Annotated in this window: 11 protein-coding genes and 1 tRNA gene; 7 read left to right on the top strand and 5 right to left on the bottom strand. The window is 65.4% G+C overall.

The window, feature by feature from the left end:
* Window positions 1-81: 81 nt before the first annotated feature.
* Window positions 82-1,404 carry a macrolide 2'-phosphotransferase gene (locus AO716_RS03325; protein ID WP_082413273.1) on the bottom strand — a complete coding sequence of 441 codons (1,323 nt, stop codon included), beginning with the start codon at window positions 1,402-1,404 and terminating at the stop codon, window positions 82-84.
* 153 nt (window positions 1,405-1,557) lie between these two features.
* Between AO716_RS03325 and nudC the strand changes: the two genes are divergently transcribed.
* Together nudC and AO716_RS03335 are read left to right on the top strand one after the other, a co-directional pair.
* Window positions 1,558-2,514 carry an NAD(+) diphosphatase gene (gene nudC / locus AO716_RS17165; RefSeq protein ID WP_055239515.1) on the top strand — a complete coding sequence of 319 codons (957 nt, stop codon included), beginning with the start codon at window positions 1,558-1,560 and terminating at the stop codon, window positions 2,512-2,514.
* Complete coding sequence (locus AO716_RS03335; protein ID WP_055239516.1) at window positions 2,511-4,634, top strand: ATP-dependent DNA helicase UvrD2; 2,124 nt, start codon at window positions 2,511-2,513, stop codon at window positions 4,632-4,634. Before nudC ends, AO716_RS03335 begins: the two co-directional genes overlap by 4 nt.
* An 11-nt stretch (window positions 4,635-4,645) precedes the next feature.
* Here the strand turns inward: AO716_RS03335 and AO716_RS03340 are convergent, their stop codons facing one another.
* Window positions 4,646-5,698, bottom strand: a complete 1,053-nt coding sequence (locus AO716_RS03340; protein ID WP_055239517.1) for a ThiF family adenylyltransferase — start codon at window positions 5,696-5,698, stop codon at window positions 4,646-4,648.
* Between the two features lie 122 nt (window positions 5,699-5,820).
* Between AO716_RS03340 and AO716_RS03345 the strand changes: the two genes are divergently transcribed.
* Window positions 5,821-6,393, top strand: a complete 573-nt coding sequence (locus AO716_RS03345) for a M48 family metallopeptidase (protein WP_055239518.1) — start codon at window positions 5,821-5,823, stop codon at window positions 6,391-6,393.
* Here AO716_RS03345 and AO716_RS03350 read toward each other — a convergent pair.
* Complete coding sequence (locus AO716_RS03350) at window positions 6,390-7,865, bottom strand: zinc-dependent metalloprotease (protein WP_055239519.1); 1,476 nt, start codon at window positions 7,863-7,865, stop codon at window positions 6,390-6,392. The two genes, AO716_RS03345 and AO716_RS03350, sit on opposite strands and share 4 nt — an antisense overlap.
* A gap of 264 nt (window positions 7,866-8,129) precedes the next feature.
* Here AO716_RS03350 and AO716_RS03355 point away from each other — a divergent pair, with 264 nt between their 5' ends.
* The 4 genes from AO716_RS03355 (at window position 8,130) to AO716_RS03370 (ending at window position 13,135) form a co-directional block, all read left to right on the top strand.
* Window positions 8,130-9,260 carry a PDZ domain-containing protein gene (locus tag AO716_RS03355; protein WP_235471982.1) on the top strand — a complete coding sequence of 377 codons (1,131 nt, stop codon included), beginning with the start codon at window positions 8,130-8,132 and terminating at the stop codon, window positions 9,258-9,260.
* 241 nt (window positions 9,261-9,501) lie between these two features.
* A complete protein-coding gene (locus AO716_RS03360) occupies window positions 9,502-12,486 on the top strand; it encodes a UPF0182 family protein (protein WP_404320474.1) in 2,985 nt (994 codons plus the stop codon).
* Window positions 12,487-12,531: 45 nt separating this feature from the next.
* A tRNA-Met gene (locus AO716_RS03365) sits at window positions 12,532-12,608 on the top strand.
* Between the two features lie 236 nt (window positions 12,609-12,844).
* Entirely contained in the window at window positions 12,845-13,135 is a 291-nt protein-coding gene (locus tag AO716_RS03370; RefSeq protein WP_268753552.1) for a DUF6328 family protein, read from the top strand.
* 56 nt (window positions 13,136-13,191) lie between these two features.
* Here AO716_RS03370 and AO716_RS03375 read toward each other — a convergent pair whose 3' ends face one another.
* Both AO716_RS03375 and AO716_RS03380 read right to left on the bottom strand, forming a co-directional pair.
* Entirely contained in the window at window positions 13,192-13,932 is a 741-nt protein-coding gene (locus AO716_RS03375) for a PspA/IM30 family protein (RefSeq protein WP_055239521.1), read from the bottom strand.
* Window positions 13,933-14,043: 111 nt separating this feature from the next.
* The gene (locus AO716_RS03380) at window positions 14,044-16,095 is read right to left on the bottom strand and encodes a TPM domain-containing protein (RefSeq protein WP_055239522.1); all 2,052 of its coding nucleotides are present in this window, start codon (window positions 16,093-16,095) and stop codon (window positions 14,044-14,046) included.
* Window positions 16,096-16,123 lie beyond the last annotated feature (28 nt).

The following is a 16,123-nucleotide window of genomic DNA, read 5'->3' on the forward strand; positions in this document are numbered from 1 at the left end:
CCGTCAATAGTGCTCCCAAAAACAAAAGCCCGCCTGAAAATCAGGCGGGCTTTCACTGGGCTTTGCAGCGATACCGGGGTGTCAGGAGTTCCTGGTGTCTTTGGCTGCAGGGGAATCAGCCACAACCAGCGGAATTGCCGTGGTGGCGGGACCCGCTTCAGCTTCCTCGCCGGTCTCATCCACATCCGGAGCGGGGGTCTCCTCCGGGGTTGGCGGAGCGTCTTTCTCGGCCCTAACCTCTGCGGGCTCCGCCGCCGGCTCTGGTTTGGGGGACGGTTCCGGTTCCGGAATGGGCATAACCGTAACCTTGCCGCCCCCGGTGGACGGCCTGGTGCCGGTGGAGACGGCGGGGGCGCCCGGTTTTGCGGGAACCGCCTTAGCAGCGGAGCCGGTCTGCAGGAGCGGCTCGGCCTGGACCGCGGGACTGGACGGCGCCGAGGGGCCCGCAGCAGCATCCGCACCGGCATCCGCTGCGTCCTCCAGCGCCTCTTCCTGGGCCAGGATGTCCGCTTCCAGCGTCGCGAGCATCTCTTCGGCTTCCTCCACCATTGACTGGTTCTCAGCAGCCAGCCCGCGGACCAGCCACTGGGCAAGGGCAAACTCCGCAGACAGGGCTGCCCGCCTGATTAGGTGGGGGTCTACGGCATCGGGCCGGGCGGCAACGTAGGCGCTGTGGACTGTGTCGGTGAAACGGGAGTTGTTCGCCGCGATGAGCCAGGCAAAATCGTCTGCGGGGTCACCGATCCGCAGATCGGTCCAGCCATTCACGGCGCTGATCCGGTTCCCGGAAATGAGCAGGTTGTCCTCGTGAAGGTCCCCGTGCACCACAGTGGGGCTAAAACGCCAGAGTCCAACGTCCTCCAGTGCGTGCTCCCAGCGGCGCAGCAGTGTCGGGGGAATCTTGCCGGTCGTCGCGGCCTGGTCCAGCTCATTCAGCTTGCGCTGGCGGAACTCATTGGCCGTGTAGCTCGGCAGGTCCGCGTTGTTCACGAGGGACTGCGGGAGGGCATGAATGGCGGCCATCGCACGCCCGACGTCCGCCGCGAGATCACCCCCGGCCACGGCCAGCTCGTCAATATCCTTTGTGGCCCCGGGAAGATGGGAGTAGACAAAGGTGCACAGCTCGCCCTGACGGACGGTTCCTGCGACATAGGGCAGCGCGAAGGGCAGTTCGGCGCGGACAGCCGGCACAAAAGCCCGCAGAACAAGCAGCTCAGTCTCCAGGCGCATGCTTGCTTCCACATGCTTGGGGGAACGCACCCGCCATTGTTTTCCGGCGTCGTCAACCAGGAGCGCGGAGTCGAAGTCCGCGGCGTCGTCGGGCGAACCGGCCACGCCGGTAAGCGCCAGCGCCGGTACGGCGGCGCTGGCCAGGGCTGCCAATTCCATGGGTGTGCGTTTCACACTTTCAACCGTAGGGGCAGATGTGGTGCGAGTAACCCATAGGCACCCGGCGAGTCGGAAGAGCGTGAGGAAAAACTCAGCCGGGGATGCCGCATTGTCCACTGGCGGGCCACGGCTTTCTGGTTGGGCCCGCGAAGTAAGTACGGTAGGGGTATGAGCAGTCCGTTACGCACGCCAGACTCCCCGCAGCTAGGACGGCTTCCGCTTGCACGCGGGGCCATAGACCGCGGCAGTGAGCGGAGGACAGCCGGAGACCTCTTCGAGCAGATCAGTGCCCTGGAGACCACCCGGGTGATGTACTTTTCCCGCGGGAAGGCCCTGATCCGGGAAGAGAAACTCGTCCTTGAGCCCGCCGGTCCCGAAGGCTTTGGCGATGAGCCCGTCTACCTGGGCCGAACGCTCGAAGACGGCCAGGTTCCTGCTGGCGCGGACATAGTGATGGTCACGCTGGCCGAACCCGATCCGGAGATGGAAAGCAGCGGTGCCCGCTGGGCAGGGCTGCGCGACGTCGCGGTTACTCTGGGGTCCCTGGACGCGGGACTGTTTGTGGAAGCCTGTGCGGTTGCGAACTGGCATGCCACGCACACCCACTGCCCGCGCTGTGGTGCCCCCACCCGAATGGAGCAGGGCGGCTGGGTGCGCCGCTGCTCCGAAGACGGCAGCCAGCACTTCCCCAGGACTGATCCGGCGATCATCGTGGCCATCACCGACCCCCAGGACCGGATCCTGCTGGGGCGGGCCGCGGCCTGGCCGGGCAACCGTTATTCCACCCTTGCCGGCTTCGTGGAACCCGGGGAGTCCCTCGAAGCGGCAGTCATCCGCGAGGTGGCGGAGGAATCCGCAGTCGTGGTGCGCAACCCGCAGTATCTGGGGTCCCAGCCATGGCCGTTCCCGTGCTCGCTGATGCTTGGTTTCTGCGCCGAGGCGGATGGCACCGAACCGCGGGCCGACGGCGTCGAAATGGCAGACGTGCGGTGGTTCACCCGCAGGGAACTCACCGATGCGGTCGCCTCCGGGGAGCTCAGTATCCCCTCTTCCATCTCGATTGCCCGGAACCTGATCGACCGCTGGTACGGCGGCCCCGTTCCGGAACCGGAGGGCAGCAAGTGAGCATTGATACCCTCGAAGCCCGCATCCTCGCCGGTCTCGACGACGAGCAGCGCGAAGTAGCGACCACTCTTTCCGGGCCGCTCTGTGTCCTTGCCGGAGCCGGCACCGGCAAGACCCGTGCCATCACCCACCGCATGGCCTACGGCGTCCACTCCGGCATGTACAAGCCGCAGCAGGTCCTCGCCGTAACCTTCACGGCCCGTGCCGCCGCTGAGATGCGCACCCGGCTGCGGGATCTCGGTGCAGGGGGCGTGCAGGCGAAGACATTCCACGCTGCTGCCCTGAAACAGCTGCAGTACTTCTGGCCGCAGACCGTCGGAGGACCGCTGCCCGCACTGCTGGACCATAAGGCGCAGCTCATCGCCGAGGCGGCACGCAGGCTGCGCCTCTCCACCGACCGGGCGGCTATCCGCGATGTAGCAGCTGAGATCGAGTGGGCGAAGGTTTCAATGCTGACCCCGGACAGCTATGTGCGGGCAGCAGCAGGCCGTGATGCTCCTGCGGGCTTCGACCTCACCACCGTCTCGCGCATCTTCCAGTCCTACGAAGACGTGAAGGTAGACCGCAACGTCATCGACTTCGAGGACGTACTGCTGATTATCGTCGGCATCCTGCAGGAAGATCCGCGTGTGGCTGCGACGGTACGCGACCAGTACCGCCACTTTGTGGTGGACGAATACCAGGACGTTTCGCCGCTCCAGCAGCGGCTGCTGGACCTGTGGCTGGGGGAGCGGGATGAACTCTGTGTAGTCGGCGATGCCAGCCAGACCATCTACTCCTTCACCGGTGCCACGTCCCGGCACCTGCTTGAGTTCACCCACCGTTTTCCCGGCGCCCAGGTAGTCAAGCTCGTCCGGGACTACCGGTCCACACCGCAGGTCGTGAACCTGGCAAACCGGATCCTTGCTGCGCGTACGGCAGAGGGGGAGCGCTCGCGGAATGCTCCTTCCTGGCCTGCGCCCCTCGAACTCATTGCCCAGCGCCCATCCGGTCCGGAACCGGAATTCACCGAGTGTTCGGATGACGAGGCAGAAGCCGCACAGGTTGCCGGCCGCATCCGGAAGCTTCTCGATGCAGGGGTTGAAGCCAGCCAGATCGCGGTCCTGTTCCGCACCAACGGACAGTCCGAAGCCTATGAGCAGGCCCTGTCAACCGCAGGAATCGGGTATCAGCTGCGCGGCGGCGAGCGGTTCTTCGCCCGGCGTGAAGTGCGGGACGCCATGCTCCAGCTGCGCGCGGCGTCCCGGTCCGTCGGGAACGAACCCGTGCCCCAGCTGGTACGTGACATCCTGGCCAACCTCGGGTACACGGCCGAGCCGCCCTCAGGCGGAGGAGCTACCCGGGAGAAGTGGGAGTCACTGGCTGCGCTCGTTGCGCTGGCTGATGAGCTGCATGCGAACCGCACCCTGGACCCGGACAGCATCTTTACCCTGCAGGATTTCACCGCCGAGCTGGAGGAGCGGGCCGCTGCCCAGCATGCACCGAAGGTACAGGGAGTGACCCTGGCCAGCCTGCACTCAGCCAAGGGCCTGGAATGGGACGCGGTTTTCCTGGTGGGCCTGAGCGAAGGACTCATGCCGATTTCCTTCGCGGACACTCCGGAAGCCGTTGATGAAGAACGGCGGCTGCTCTACGTGGGCATCACCCGTGCGCGGGAGCATCTCTTTCTTTCCTGGTCGACAGCCCGGACGCCAGGCGGCCGGGCGAACCGCAAGCCCTCCAGGTTCCTTGACGGACTTCGGCCGAATACCTCGCGTGACACCGGTACCCCGCGGCAGGCAAAGCCTGCCCGGCGGAAGGTCACCGGGCCGGCCAAATGCCGTGTCTGCGGGAGCCTGCTTGTCAGCGGAGCGGAACGGAAGATGGGCCGCTGCGGGGACTGTCCCGCAACTTATGACGAGGCAACCTTTGAAGCACTGCGTGAATGGCGGCGGGAGGCAGCCGCAGAGGCCGGCGTCCCGGCGTTCGTTGTGTTCACGGACGCTACCCTGGTTGCCATCGCCGAGGATAAGCCGCCTACGCTGAACCGGCTTGCGACGCTGCCGGGTGTGGGCCCCTCCAAGCTCGAACGCTATGGCGAGGCCGTGCTCGAGGTGCTGTCCAAGAGCCCGCAGCTGTAGTTCCGGCGCGGCTAGGCCGCCCGGGCGGACTGCAGCCGGCATCCGCAGCTGGGGTGGAACTCCAGCGGCTCTATGCCGGCATGGCCGTCGGCAGCACGAAACTGCAGCACGGCAGACCAGGTCACCGGCTGGGCCACCCCGTCGATGAAGGACAGCGCCTGTCCTGCGGCGGCAGCGGCTGCCAGGGCCGCTGAGGACACTTCTTCGCCTCCCGGACCTGCGTTCTCATCCTGGGCGGGGCCCTCCGGAGCCAGGGCAGCGGCATACCAGCCCGGATCCGCGTCCCCGCGGTGCCGGTCCAGGCACCCCAGGCATGGTGTTGCCCCGGGAACCACCAGCGGGCCAACCTGGTAACCGTACTGCTGGGCCGCTATTGCCAGGTGCGGCTGCTCGCGCCGGCCTTCGGGCAGGGCGTGCAGCGGGGCAGGCTGCTCGCAGGCCAGGATCGACAGATCGACGCCAGCGGGGCCGGCTTCGGCTGACGGCCACGGGATCTGAACCACCCGCACAGTGGGGTCGATTCGGTACAGCTGGCGTTTGACAGCCTGGAACCGCGGCATCCCGATATCAGTCAGGGCGTAGGCGGGTCCGACGTCGCTGGGACGCACGATACCCGCATCGCCCAGCAGCACGGTGCCAATACCGGCGGCCGCAAGGATCCGTGCGGCCAGCGCCCCGCACCGGCCAAGTCCCAGGACCTCGACGGCTGCCGAGCCGCGCAGCGCTACCGGTTCCAGGGCATCGCGGCCATAGACGGCCGAGAGCCGTTCAAGGTCGGGACCAAGCCGCTCCTGGCGCAGCGGCGGCAGGAGCCGGCGGTCAGCCGGATTTGCCAGCAGAACGGGTGCCAGCGCCCGAAGCAGCTGCTCGCTGCGCTGGGTGTTAACACCTGCGGCTGCCGCCGCTTCCGGTTCTCCGCCGTCGGGAATCCCTGAGCGCAGGGCATGGATGAACGTGAGGTCGGCGTCCGTCAGCCCGGCGAGGAGAAGGGCTCCGCTGCCCAGCCCGAACTGCCGGCGGTCCGAACCGAGGTCCAGGACGTAAATCCCCGGGTTGATCCGCATGCCTGGACTCCTTCGGATTGGAATGTGCTGTGCCGGGGCACCATGTAAGCACGTCCAGGATGGGGCCGCAGGAGTTTTCCACAGGTTTCGAATGCACCCGTCGAGGCGAATAATGTGGAGATATGCCATCTGTCTCCACCCCAGCCACCACCCGTGCCGGGCTGCCCATCGAAGTGCGGCGTTCGGCACGCCGCAAGCGCACGGTCAATGCCGTTTTCCGGGACGGAGTGGCCGTTGTTTCGATCCCTGCCCACTTCACAAAGGCCCAGGAAGCTGAGTGGGTCCAGCGCATGGTGGACAGGCTGGAGACCAAGACGGCCGCTCCGCCTGCCGCGGACCCGGCGGAGGCGCACTCCGGGCTGGCCGAACGCGCCGCGGAGCTGTCCCGGCAGTACCTGGGCGGTGCGGCCCGGCCGGTTTCCGTCCGCTGGGTGGGGAACCAGAACTCCCGCTGGGGCTCTGCGACTCCGGCCAGGGGGACCATCCGGCTGTCCGACAAGCTGATCGGCATGCCCCAGTGGGTGGTGGACTACGTGCTGCTGCACGAGCTCGCGCACCTGATCGAGGGGTCCCACAGCCCGAAGTTCTGGCGCCTTCTCCAGTCCTATCCGCACACTGAAACAGCCAAGGCTTATCTCTCCGGCGCCGCGTACGCCAGTGCGCGGGGTCTTAAGGGAGAGTTCGCCGAGGACTAGGCGGAGGGTCCGTTCTTTCCGGAGCCGTCCCCGGAGCCATGTTCATCCGGGCCGTCGCCTTCGGAACCGCCGTCGCCGTTATCCGGCCGGGACTCCGTACCGTCTTCGCTGTCGGCAGCGCCGTCGTCCTCAGGAGTGTCGAACCCGCCGTCCAGCAGCCGCCGGAGCGCTGCATCCACGTCGGAGTCCGAAGCGTCCAGCAGCTCGCGCCGCTTGCTGAAGCCCGCGGGATCATCCAGGTCCTTGGAAGTTGGCATGAGGTCCGGGTGCTGCCAGATGGCGTCCCGGCCTTCGATCCCGCGTTCTTCGCGCAGCTGAGCCCACAGGGCGGATGCGTCACGAAGACGGCGCGGGCGGAGCTCAAGGCCCACCAGCGAAGCGAAGGTGTGTTCCGCCGGTCCGCCGCTGGCACGGCGGCGGCGGATCATTTCGCGCAGCGCCTGGGCTGAGGGAAGGTTCGACGTCGCTGCGGCAGTTACCTCATCCACCCATCCTTCAACCAGGGCTAGGGCCGTCTCCAGCCGTTCCAGGGCAGCGTCCTGCGCGGGAGTGCGTTCGGGCTGGAAGACACCTCCGGCGAGTGCTTCCTGGATCGACTCCGGGTTGGCCGGATCAATATCCCTGGCAACCTCCTCGATCTTCGAGACGTCGATGTGGATGCCCCGGGCGTAGCTTTCGATGAGGCCGAAGAGGTGGGCGGCGAGCCACGGCGCGTGGGCAAACAGCCGGGCGTGCGCGGCCTCGCGGACTGCGAGGTACAGCCGGACCTCGGCGTCGGGGACGTCGAGCCCCTCGCCGAACGAGGCGACGTTGGTCGGGAGCAGCGCCATGGTGCCCTCGGACAGGGGCAGGCCAATGTCGGTTGAGCTGAGGACTTCCTTGGACAATGCGCCAACTGCCTGGCCCAGCTGGATGCCGAACATGGCCCCGCCCATGTTCGCCAGCATGGAAGAAGCGCCGCCCATCATGGACTTCATTTCTTCCGGCATCTGAGTGGTAATTGCATTTGAGAGTGCCTGGGAGATGCTGACTGCCACCGGCTCGGTCAGCCGCCGCCAGGAGTCCATTGTGGCTTCAACCCACTCTGCGCGGGACCAGGCCCTGCCAAGAGTCGTTGTCGAAGGGAAATCCGTTACCGGATCGAGCCACATCTGAGCTACGTGAAGGGCTTCGTCCACCTCGCGGGCCTGGGACGCCGTAATCGACGGGTCACCTCCCGCCGCGGCCACCCTTCTGGCGTTGTCTTTGGCGAGCTGCCAGTTGACCGGCCCGTCGGACGGGGCGCTGAACATGGCCTGGACCTGCTGGAAAATCATGGCCATGGCGTTCGGATCCGAAGGCAGGCCGGCTGCCTTGGCCAGTTCCTGCGGGTCGATGCCTCCGGCCTGGCCTCCGCCGCCAAAGAGGCGGGCAAGCATCTCGGACAGCGGATCCTGGGGAGTGTCCCCGTGGTCGGAGGGATTTGAGCTCATGGGTACCACCGGTCCTGTGGAAGTTCTAGTGCATTGGCAGCGGTGGGTCACCGGCTGCGTGGAATCCCACGTTACCGGCACCTGCCGGGCACTGTCCCGTATTCGCGGGATTCGTTCGCTGTTGGCAAAGGCGCACGTGGGAGAATGTCGGCAGAGCCCGTGTGCGCCCGGGTCCAGGCAAGCCCATTCCCGTGCGCATGTACCGCCCGATACTCCCGGTGCCAGACCGGACTGAGGCCACGAGCCCCAGGAAAGGACAGCAGATTGCGTTCTCCGAACGAAGAACCGCCCGCAGGCAGCGCAGCAGGTGCCGAACCCGCAGGCACCTCCCCGCGCGCACGCCCGGGGCAGCGCCCGCCCCGCCGCCGGGCGCTGATGATCGCCGGCGGCACCGCATTCGTGCTGGGCGCTGCTGCCCTGCTGCTGCCCGCCCCGTACGTCCTTGAATCGCCCGGACCGACTTTCAATACGATCGGGGAAATAGGGGACAGCCCGCTCATCACCATCGAAGGTGAGCAGACGTACTCGACGTCCGGGGAGCTGGCGCTCACTACCGTGTATGTGTCCGGAGGCCCTAATGGTGCGGTGAACATGGGGGAAGTGGTCGGTGCCTGGCTGGATCCGCAGGACGCCGTGCTGCCCGTCGATTTCGTCTATCCGCCGGGAACTACCAGGGGGGAAATCCAGGAGGGCAACGCCGAGGCCATGACCTCTTCGCAGGAATCCGCTGTGGCGGCCGCACTGGATGAACTGGGGATTCCGTTCACGGAGGAAATCTCGGTGGCCGGGATCATGGAGGGTGCTCCGGCGGAGGGTGTGCTGGAAACCGGAGACATCATTGTGTCAGTGGACGGCAATCCGGTGACCAGCGTGGAGAGCCTGCGTGAATCACTGAATGCCACCGGCGGGGACGCCGCCGGTATTACGGTGAGGCGCGACGGAGAGGAACAGACCCTTGAGGTGACCCCGTCCCTGGCGGAGAGCGGTGCATACCAGGTAGGCGCCTACCTGAGCATCGATTTCACCTTCCCGTTCGAAGTGGCAATCGCCCTTGAGAATGTCGGCGGAGCCTCTGCCGGGATGATGTTCGCACTGGGAATCATCGACAAGCTGACCCCGGGGGAATTGACCGAGGGGCACCGCTTCGCCGGCACGGGCACCATCGATGCTGACGGCCAGGTTGGACCAATCGGCGGCATTGAGCAGAAGATGGTTGGCGCCGCGGAATCGGGAGCAGAATTTTTCCTGGCGCCTGTTGCCAACTGCGATGACGTAACGGGTAATATTCCGGACGGCCTGGAAGTGGTCAGCGTGAGCACCCTGGAAGAGGCGCTCACTGCCGTGAAAACCCTCGCATCCGGGAGCGGTGCCGGGGACCTGGCACGCTGTCCGTGACGGTGCCGGGACACCGCAGGCGCGGAGGGATCGAATCACGATCCTAATAAGGTTCCCGTCCTAACCGCTGATAAGTGGCCCCGAGCGCATTTAACAGGGCAGAATAAGGAACCACGGCAAGAAACGGGCAGGCCGTCGGACACAGGGGTCGTTAGTTGCTTTGATACCGAGGCAGCAGAGATCCGAACTCGCCGAGCTGCCGCAGGTGCCGTGAGCCGACGTACCGAACGATGAGGTAACTGTGACTTCCGGACCTAATGGCCCATTCTCCCGACCGAGCCCCAGCACCACCCGTCGGCGGCGCAGCCCGCTGATTGCCACCCTGATCGTCGTAGCCGTACTGGTGATCGGGTTTGTCTACTTCTCCCAGGTTTACGCTGACGTGCTCTGGTACAACCAGCTTGGCTTCCTTGAGGTCTTCGTCAAGGAAAACCTGACGCGGATTGCGCTGTTCGCAGCAGCTTTCCTGATCATGTCAGTCTGTGTGTACTTCAGCATCCGTGCTGCCTACTCATCACGGCCGATCTATGCGCCCGACAGCGCCCTGCAGGACAACCTGAACCGCTACCAGGCGCAGCTTGAGCCGGTGCGGAAACTGCTGATGATCGGCATTCCGGTTGTGGTCGGCGGTTTCGCCGGCACGGCGGCAATGGCCATGTGGGAACAGGCTCTGCTGTTCTTCAACCGCAAGGACTTCGGGCAGACCGACCCCGAGTTCAACATGGACTACAGCTTTTACCTCAATACGCTGCCGTTCGTGGGCTTCATTGTCGGTTTCCTGATCTCTGTCGTGGTGGTCAGCGGTATTGCCGGCCTGCTCACCCATTACCTCTACGGCGGCATCCGCCTGGAAGAAAAGGGTGTATTCGTCAGCCGTCCGGCGCGCATACACATTGCCGTGATCGCCGCATCCTTCCTGCTGCTCCAGGCCGTGAACTTCTGGCTGGACCGCTACAACACCCTGCTGAGCACCTCCGGTGCCTGGACGGGTGCCCTGTACACCGACGTCAATGCCGTCATCCCGACCAAGGCGATCCTTGCGGTGGCCTCGGTGATCGTGGCGCTGCTGTTCATCCTTTCGGCCATCATCGGCCGCTGGCGCCTGCCGATCATCGGCACGGCGATGCTCGTGATCACCGCCATCGTTGCCGGCGGGGTCTACCCCTGGATTGTGCAGCGCTACCAGGTCGTTCCCTCGGAGCAGACGCTTGAGCGCGAGTACATCCAGCGCAACATCGACCTGACGCGCGAAGCCTACGGGCTTGCCGACACCGAAGTGATCGACTACGACGCAACGGTTGATGCCAACGCCGGGGCCCTGGCAGCCGATGCCGGAACCACCGCGAACATCCGTCTCCTGGACCCGAATGTCGTTTCGGACGCGTTCGGCCAGCTCCAGCAGTTCCGCCAGTACTACCAGTTCCCGGAAACCCTGAACGTTGACCGCTACGACGTAGAGGGCGACGTCCAGGACACTGTTATTGCCGTCCGTGAGCTGAACGTCAACGGCGTTCCCGATGGCTGGGTGAACGAGCACATCCTGTACACCCATGGCTACGGCGTGGTTGCTGCCCGCGGCTCCACCGTCCAGCCTGACGGCAAGCCCAGCTTCATGGAATCCGGAATCCCCTCCACTGGTGTGCTGGGAGACTACGAGCCCCGGGTGTACTTCGGTGAGTCCTCCCCGGACTACTCCGTAGTAGGTGCGCCTGAAGGATCCGCTCCGGTGGAGATCGACCGTCCGCAGACCGGCAATGCCGAGGACGACACGCAGACCACCTTCTCCGGTGACGGCGGACCGAGCGTAGGCAACCTGTTCAACCAGCTTGTCTACGCCATCAAGTTCCAGTCCACGGAGCTGCTGCTCTCCGACTTCGTTAACGAAGACTCCCAGATCCTCTACGACCGCGATCCCCGCGAACGCGTGGAGAAGGTTGCTCCGTACCTGACGGTGGATGGAAACGCCTACCCCGCCGTTGTTGACGGACGAGTGAAGTGGATCGTGGACGGTTACACGACCAGCCGCTACTTCCCGTACTCCACCCAGCAGGAACTGGCTTCGGCCACTACCGACTCCCTGACCGGCGGCGCCTCAGCCGCACTGCCGGCAGACCGGGTGAACTACATCCGCAACGCGGTCAAGGCGACCGTGGATGCGTACGACGGTTCCGTGACCCTCTACGCCTGGGACGACGAGGATCCGCTGCTGAAGGCCTGGCAGGACGTCTTCCCGTCCACGCTGAAGCCCTACAGCGACATGTCAGCGGACCTGATGGCGCACGTCCGCTACCCGGAGGACCAGTTCAAGGTCCAGCGTGAGCTTCTGGGCCGCTACCACGTCACCGATGCCGAGTCCTTCTACAAGAACGACGACGCGTGGTCCGTTCCGTCCGACCCGACCCGGACGAACTCCGACGTCAAGCAGCCGCCGTACTACCTCTCGCTGCAGATGCCGGGCCAGGACGCGCCGGCATTCTCCCTGACGACGCCGTTCATTCCGTTCGTAGCCCAGAACGGCGAAGCCCGGAACGTGCTCTACGGCTTCCTCGCGGCCGACGCCGACGCCGGCACCGGCAACGACGGCGAGAAGTCGGAGGAATATGGAACTCTGCGGCTGCTCGAACTCCCGACTGATACGGCTGTGCCCGGCCCCGGCCAGGCACAGAACCGCTTCAACTCGGATCCGACCGTTTCCAATGCGTTGAACCTGCTGCGCCAGGGTGCCTCCGAAGTCATCAACGGCAACCTGCTCAGCCTGCCCGTAGGCGGCGGCATGCTCTACGTGCAGCCCGTCTATGTGCAGTCCTCCGGTGCCTCCTCCTATCCGACGCTCCAGCGCGTCCTGGTGAACTTCGGTGAAAAGGTGGGCTTCGCTCCGACCCTGGACGAAGCACTTGACCAGGTCTTTGGCGGCGACTCCGGAGCCGTTACCGGCGATGAGGAGAATGTTGGCGAGACGCCGGTTGATCCCAGTGCTCCGCCCGTGGAGACCACGGCCCAGGCAGACCTTGAAACTGCACTGTCCGACGCAGGCGCTGCAATCCAGGAAGGCCAGGAGGCCCTGGCCAGCGGCGACTTCGCAGCCTATGGCGCAGCGCAGGACAAGCTGAACGCCGCGATCCAGCGGGCCATCGCTGCACAGGACAAGATGGCAGGCGCAGCAGCGGGTGCCGATTCGGGCGACGCCGGTGCAGAGGATAGCGGGAACGAGGGTTCAGGAGAGTAGCCGGTTTGCAGCTCAACCCCGCGGCGGGTAACATGGATAACACGCCGCGGGGTGGAGCAGTTCGGTAGCTCGCTGGGCTCATAACCCAGAGGTCGCAAGTTCAAATCTTGCCCCCGCAACCAAGAAAATCCCCGTCCGGGTTCCGGACGGGGATTTTGTTTTGCCGGCAGTGCACCCATCAGCGCCGGCCATGCCGTCTTTGGGGGACTGGTTCCAACGAACCCGGGCTCCACTACACTGCGGGAATGAATGCCCGCCAGTATCCGGGGTTGAACGGAAGGCCGGAGCCGCGTGTCCAGAACGACCCGGACCGCGGTGAGAGTGCGCTGCAAAAACTGGACCGGAACTGGACGGACCTCTGGTCACCGCTGTCCTGATGTCCACCGTGGTGATGCACCGGTCCTTCTTCCAGCGGCGGATCAAGTACCAGCTGGTGCGCAACAGCGACCTGCTGCTGCGCTGGACACTCGTGCTGGTGGGGCTGATCCTGATTGGCACGCTGGGACTCGTTTTCGACCTCGTGCTGGGCGGCTGGGCAGGAGCTGTGGCCGCCGGCGCAGCCGCACTGGTGCTGCTGCTCCTTTGGATCGTGGTTCCGCAGCGCAGCAGGAGGCTCGCGGTTCGCAGGAAACTCGAAAGCAGCACCTGACACGGAAGCAGGCCGGCACCCGCATGGGGTGCCGGCCTGCTGCGGTAATGAGGAAACTAGTTCTGTTCGATTGCTGACTGGTTGGCTGCAGAGGCCTTCAGAGCGGCAAGCCGGGCTTCTACCTCCGTCTGCTCGCCCAGGTCCTCCAGGGACTCGAACTGAGCGTCGAGGCTGGAGGCAGCGAGCTCATTGGCACCGCGTACCTTCGCCTCTTCACGGCGGATCTTCTCTTCGAAACGGCCGACCTCAGAGGTGGGATCCATGACGTCAATGCTCTTGATCGCGTCGTGCATCTGGTTCTGCGCCGCAGCGTTGCGGGAGCGCGCGATAAGTTCGTTGCGCTTGGACTGCAGCTGCTGGAGCTTGTCCTTCATCTGGTTCAGCCCGGTCTTCAGCCGCTCGACGATTTCTTCCTGGGAAGCGATTGTCGGCTCGGCGCCGCGGGCCTCGTTCTCCGAGGCCATCTGGCGCTGGATTGCCACCTTGGCCAGGTTGTCGAACTTCTGGGCATCGGCGGTGTTGCCGCTGGCCCGGAACTCGTCAGCCTTGCGCGAAGCTGCGAGGGCCTTGTTGCCCCAGCTGCGTGCATTTTCCAGGTCCTCGTTGTAGTCGTCCTGAAGCATGCGCAGGTTGCCGATGGTCTGCGCCACGGCGCTTTCCGCCTCGGCGATGTTGTTGCTGTAGTCCCGGACCATCTGGTCAAGCATCTTCTGGGGGTCTTCCGCCTGGTCCAGAAGGGCGTTGATGTTGGCCTTGGCCAGTTGGGCGATCCGCCCGAATATGGACTGCTTTACCATCTGTCTGCCTTTCACATGTGTGCAAGTAACCTGCGTTGTGCTGTTGCCAGCCTGTCAAAATACCGGTGCTGCAGTAACCCCGTCCCGGTAATTACCGGGGATGTTACGCCGCTAGAAGTTGCCCCCGGAGGAACCGAAGCCGCCGCCTCCGCCGAAGCCGCCGCCTCCGCCGCCGAAACCGCCGAAGCCGCCGCCGCCCCATCCTCCGCCGCCCCCGTGCGAGCCGCCGCGGAGGATCGAGTCGATGAGGATGCCGCCCAGAATGGCGCCACCCAGGCCGCTGCCGCCGCCGCGGCCGCCGTACATTCCGCCGCCGCCGAAGCCTCCCATGCCGCCCATACCGCCGAAACCATCGACGTCCTGCTGGGCCATCTGGGAAGCCTGCGCCGCCAGGGCGTTTGCCTGCTGGGCGTACGCCAGCGCGCTGACCGGATCCGAGGACTGAAGTGCAATGGCCTGCTGCAGGTTGCGTTCAGCTTCTGCCAGGCGGGTCCGCGCCTCGCTGCCAACCCCGCCGCGGCGGGCCCGGATGTAATCGGAAGTGCCGGCGATCTGCGCCTGCGCGGACATGATGGTGTGCTGGAGGGCGTCGCGTGCCCGCCGTTCCTGTTCCTGCCGGTCGCGCAGTCCTTCGAGAGCTGCATCAAGCTGGGCATTCGAGGCTTCAAGCCGTCCCAGCAGGTCCACTGGATCGTATTTCTCCCCGCGGGCCGCTGCCACAGCATCAAGTGCCTGTTCGACGCCGGCGATCGGACCGGCGAGCGCGGGCTGCGCACCGCCCTGTGAGAAGGCACGTGCCTGGGCGAGGTCCTGCTTCGCATCGGCTACGGCGCGGTCCAGTTCCGCGGCTGCTTCGTCCAGCCCCTTGCCCGTGCGGTCGATGGCGTCCAGGAGGACGTTGGCCTGATGCACACTCTCCTCTGCAGCCCGGACAGCCAGTACTGCCGCGGAGGTATCTCCGCCCTGGAGCCTCTCTTCGGCGGTGGCGGATGCGTTTGATACAAATGCCAGCCGCTCCCGCGCCTGGTCAATGTTGTCCCGCACCTGGACCAGCGCGGAGTCACTGTACTTCGCGGACAGGCCTTCCAGCGCAGCACGGGCTGAGTCCAGCCGTTCTTCGGCGTTCCGGGCCGAGTCCTGGGCAGCGGCAAGAGCGGCAGGGGCGTTGCGTTCCAGTTCGCGCAGCGCGTCAAAGTCCTTCTTGTGGGCCTGCAGGGAGTCATTCACTGCTTCACAGCGGCGGATGATGTCCTTGAGCCAGGCGCGCTGCTGCTCCTCGGTATCGGGGATCTCGTCGTCAAGCTGCTGCTGCATCTTGAACGACTCACTCATGTGGGCGCGCGCAACTGCCAGGTCGTCGGTGAAAGTCGAGACGGCGTCGTCTCCGTACTGGGCTGCGGCAAAAGCCAGTTCCTGCTCGCTGGACTTGATTGCGTCGTCGGCCGCCACCAGCAGGCTTCCTGCCTGCTTGCGCAGCTCCGGGACGCTCATGGCGTCGAGCGGATCCTTGGGTGCAGCCGCTTCACGGCTGGTCAGTGCGCGCTGCTTCCTGGAACGGCTTCGAACCAGGGCGAAGACCGCAAACGCGCCCACCAGGACCAGTCCGGCCACCAGGAACGCCGGTACCAGGCTGCCGCCTCCGCCGCGGGATGTGGTTTCCCCGTTTCCTCCGCCGGCGATGTCCTCCAGCGATTCGGCGGCGTTGACGGCAGAAGCAGTCCAGTCCTGGGAAGTGATGTCCTGGTTGCCCAGGAGCGGTTCCTGTGCGGCCTGGAGCATGGCGTTGCGCCGGGACTCGTTTAGAACCGACTGGTCACCCGTGGCAACCTGCATCTTGCGGTCTTCGGTGGCGATTGCCAGCAGAGCTTCCTGGGCTCCCATGCCCTTGGTCTCCACTACGTCCCGTGCCCACGCGGTCGCGTCAGAGGGATCCGTGAACGTGTCGACGAAGACGACGTACAGGGTGTAGCCCGTGGATTCCTGCAGCTCTGTGATGGCGTCCCGGACCTCCGATGTACCAGCTCCGAGGGAGTCATTGGTATCCACCAGATACTGGCCCGGCGGAATGGTGACGGGCGGGTCGGCATGGGCTGCGGTCGGAACCAGCACCCCCAGCAAGCCGAGAGCAAGCACGGCTGCCAGCCGTGTGGTCCTGAACCGCATAAATTATCCTTCGTCTGTCATTCGTCTG

Source organism: Arthrobacter sp. Edens01, assembly GCF_001307035.1.
GTDB lineage: Bacteria > Actinomycetota > Actinomycetes > Actinomycetales > Micrococcaceae > Arthrobacter_B.

What these genes read in the sequence shown, in the direction of transcription:
- AO716_RS03375 (WP_055239521.1), bottom strand. Translation starts at nt 13,932, where the DNA reads ATGGTAAAGCAGTCCATATTCGGGCGGATCGCCCAACTGGCCAAGGCC.
- AO716_RS03380 (WP_055239522.1), bottom strand. Translation starts at nt 16,095, where the DNA reads ATGCGGTTCAGGACCACACGGCTGGCAGCCGTGCTTGCTCTCGGCTTG.
- nudC (WP_055239515.1), top strand. Translation starts at nt 1,558, where the DNA reads ATGAGCAGTCCGTTACGCACGCCAGACTCCCCGCAGCTAGGACGGCTT.
- AO716_RS03350 (WP_055239519.1), bottom strand. Translation starts at nt 7,865, where the DNA reads ATGAGCTCAAATCCCTCCGACCACGGGGACACTCCCCAGGATCCGCTG.
- AO716_RS03340 (WP_055239517.1), bottom strand. Translation starts at nt 5,698, where the DNA reads ATGCGGATCAACCCGGGGATTTACGTCCTGGACCTCGGTTCGGACCGC.
- AO716_RS03345 (WP_055239518.1), top strand. Translation starts at nt 5,821, where the DNA reads ATGCCATCTGTCTCCACCCCAGCCACCACCCGTGCCGGGCTGCCCATC.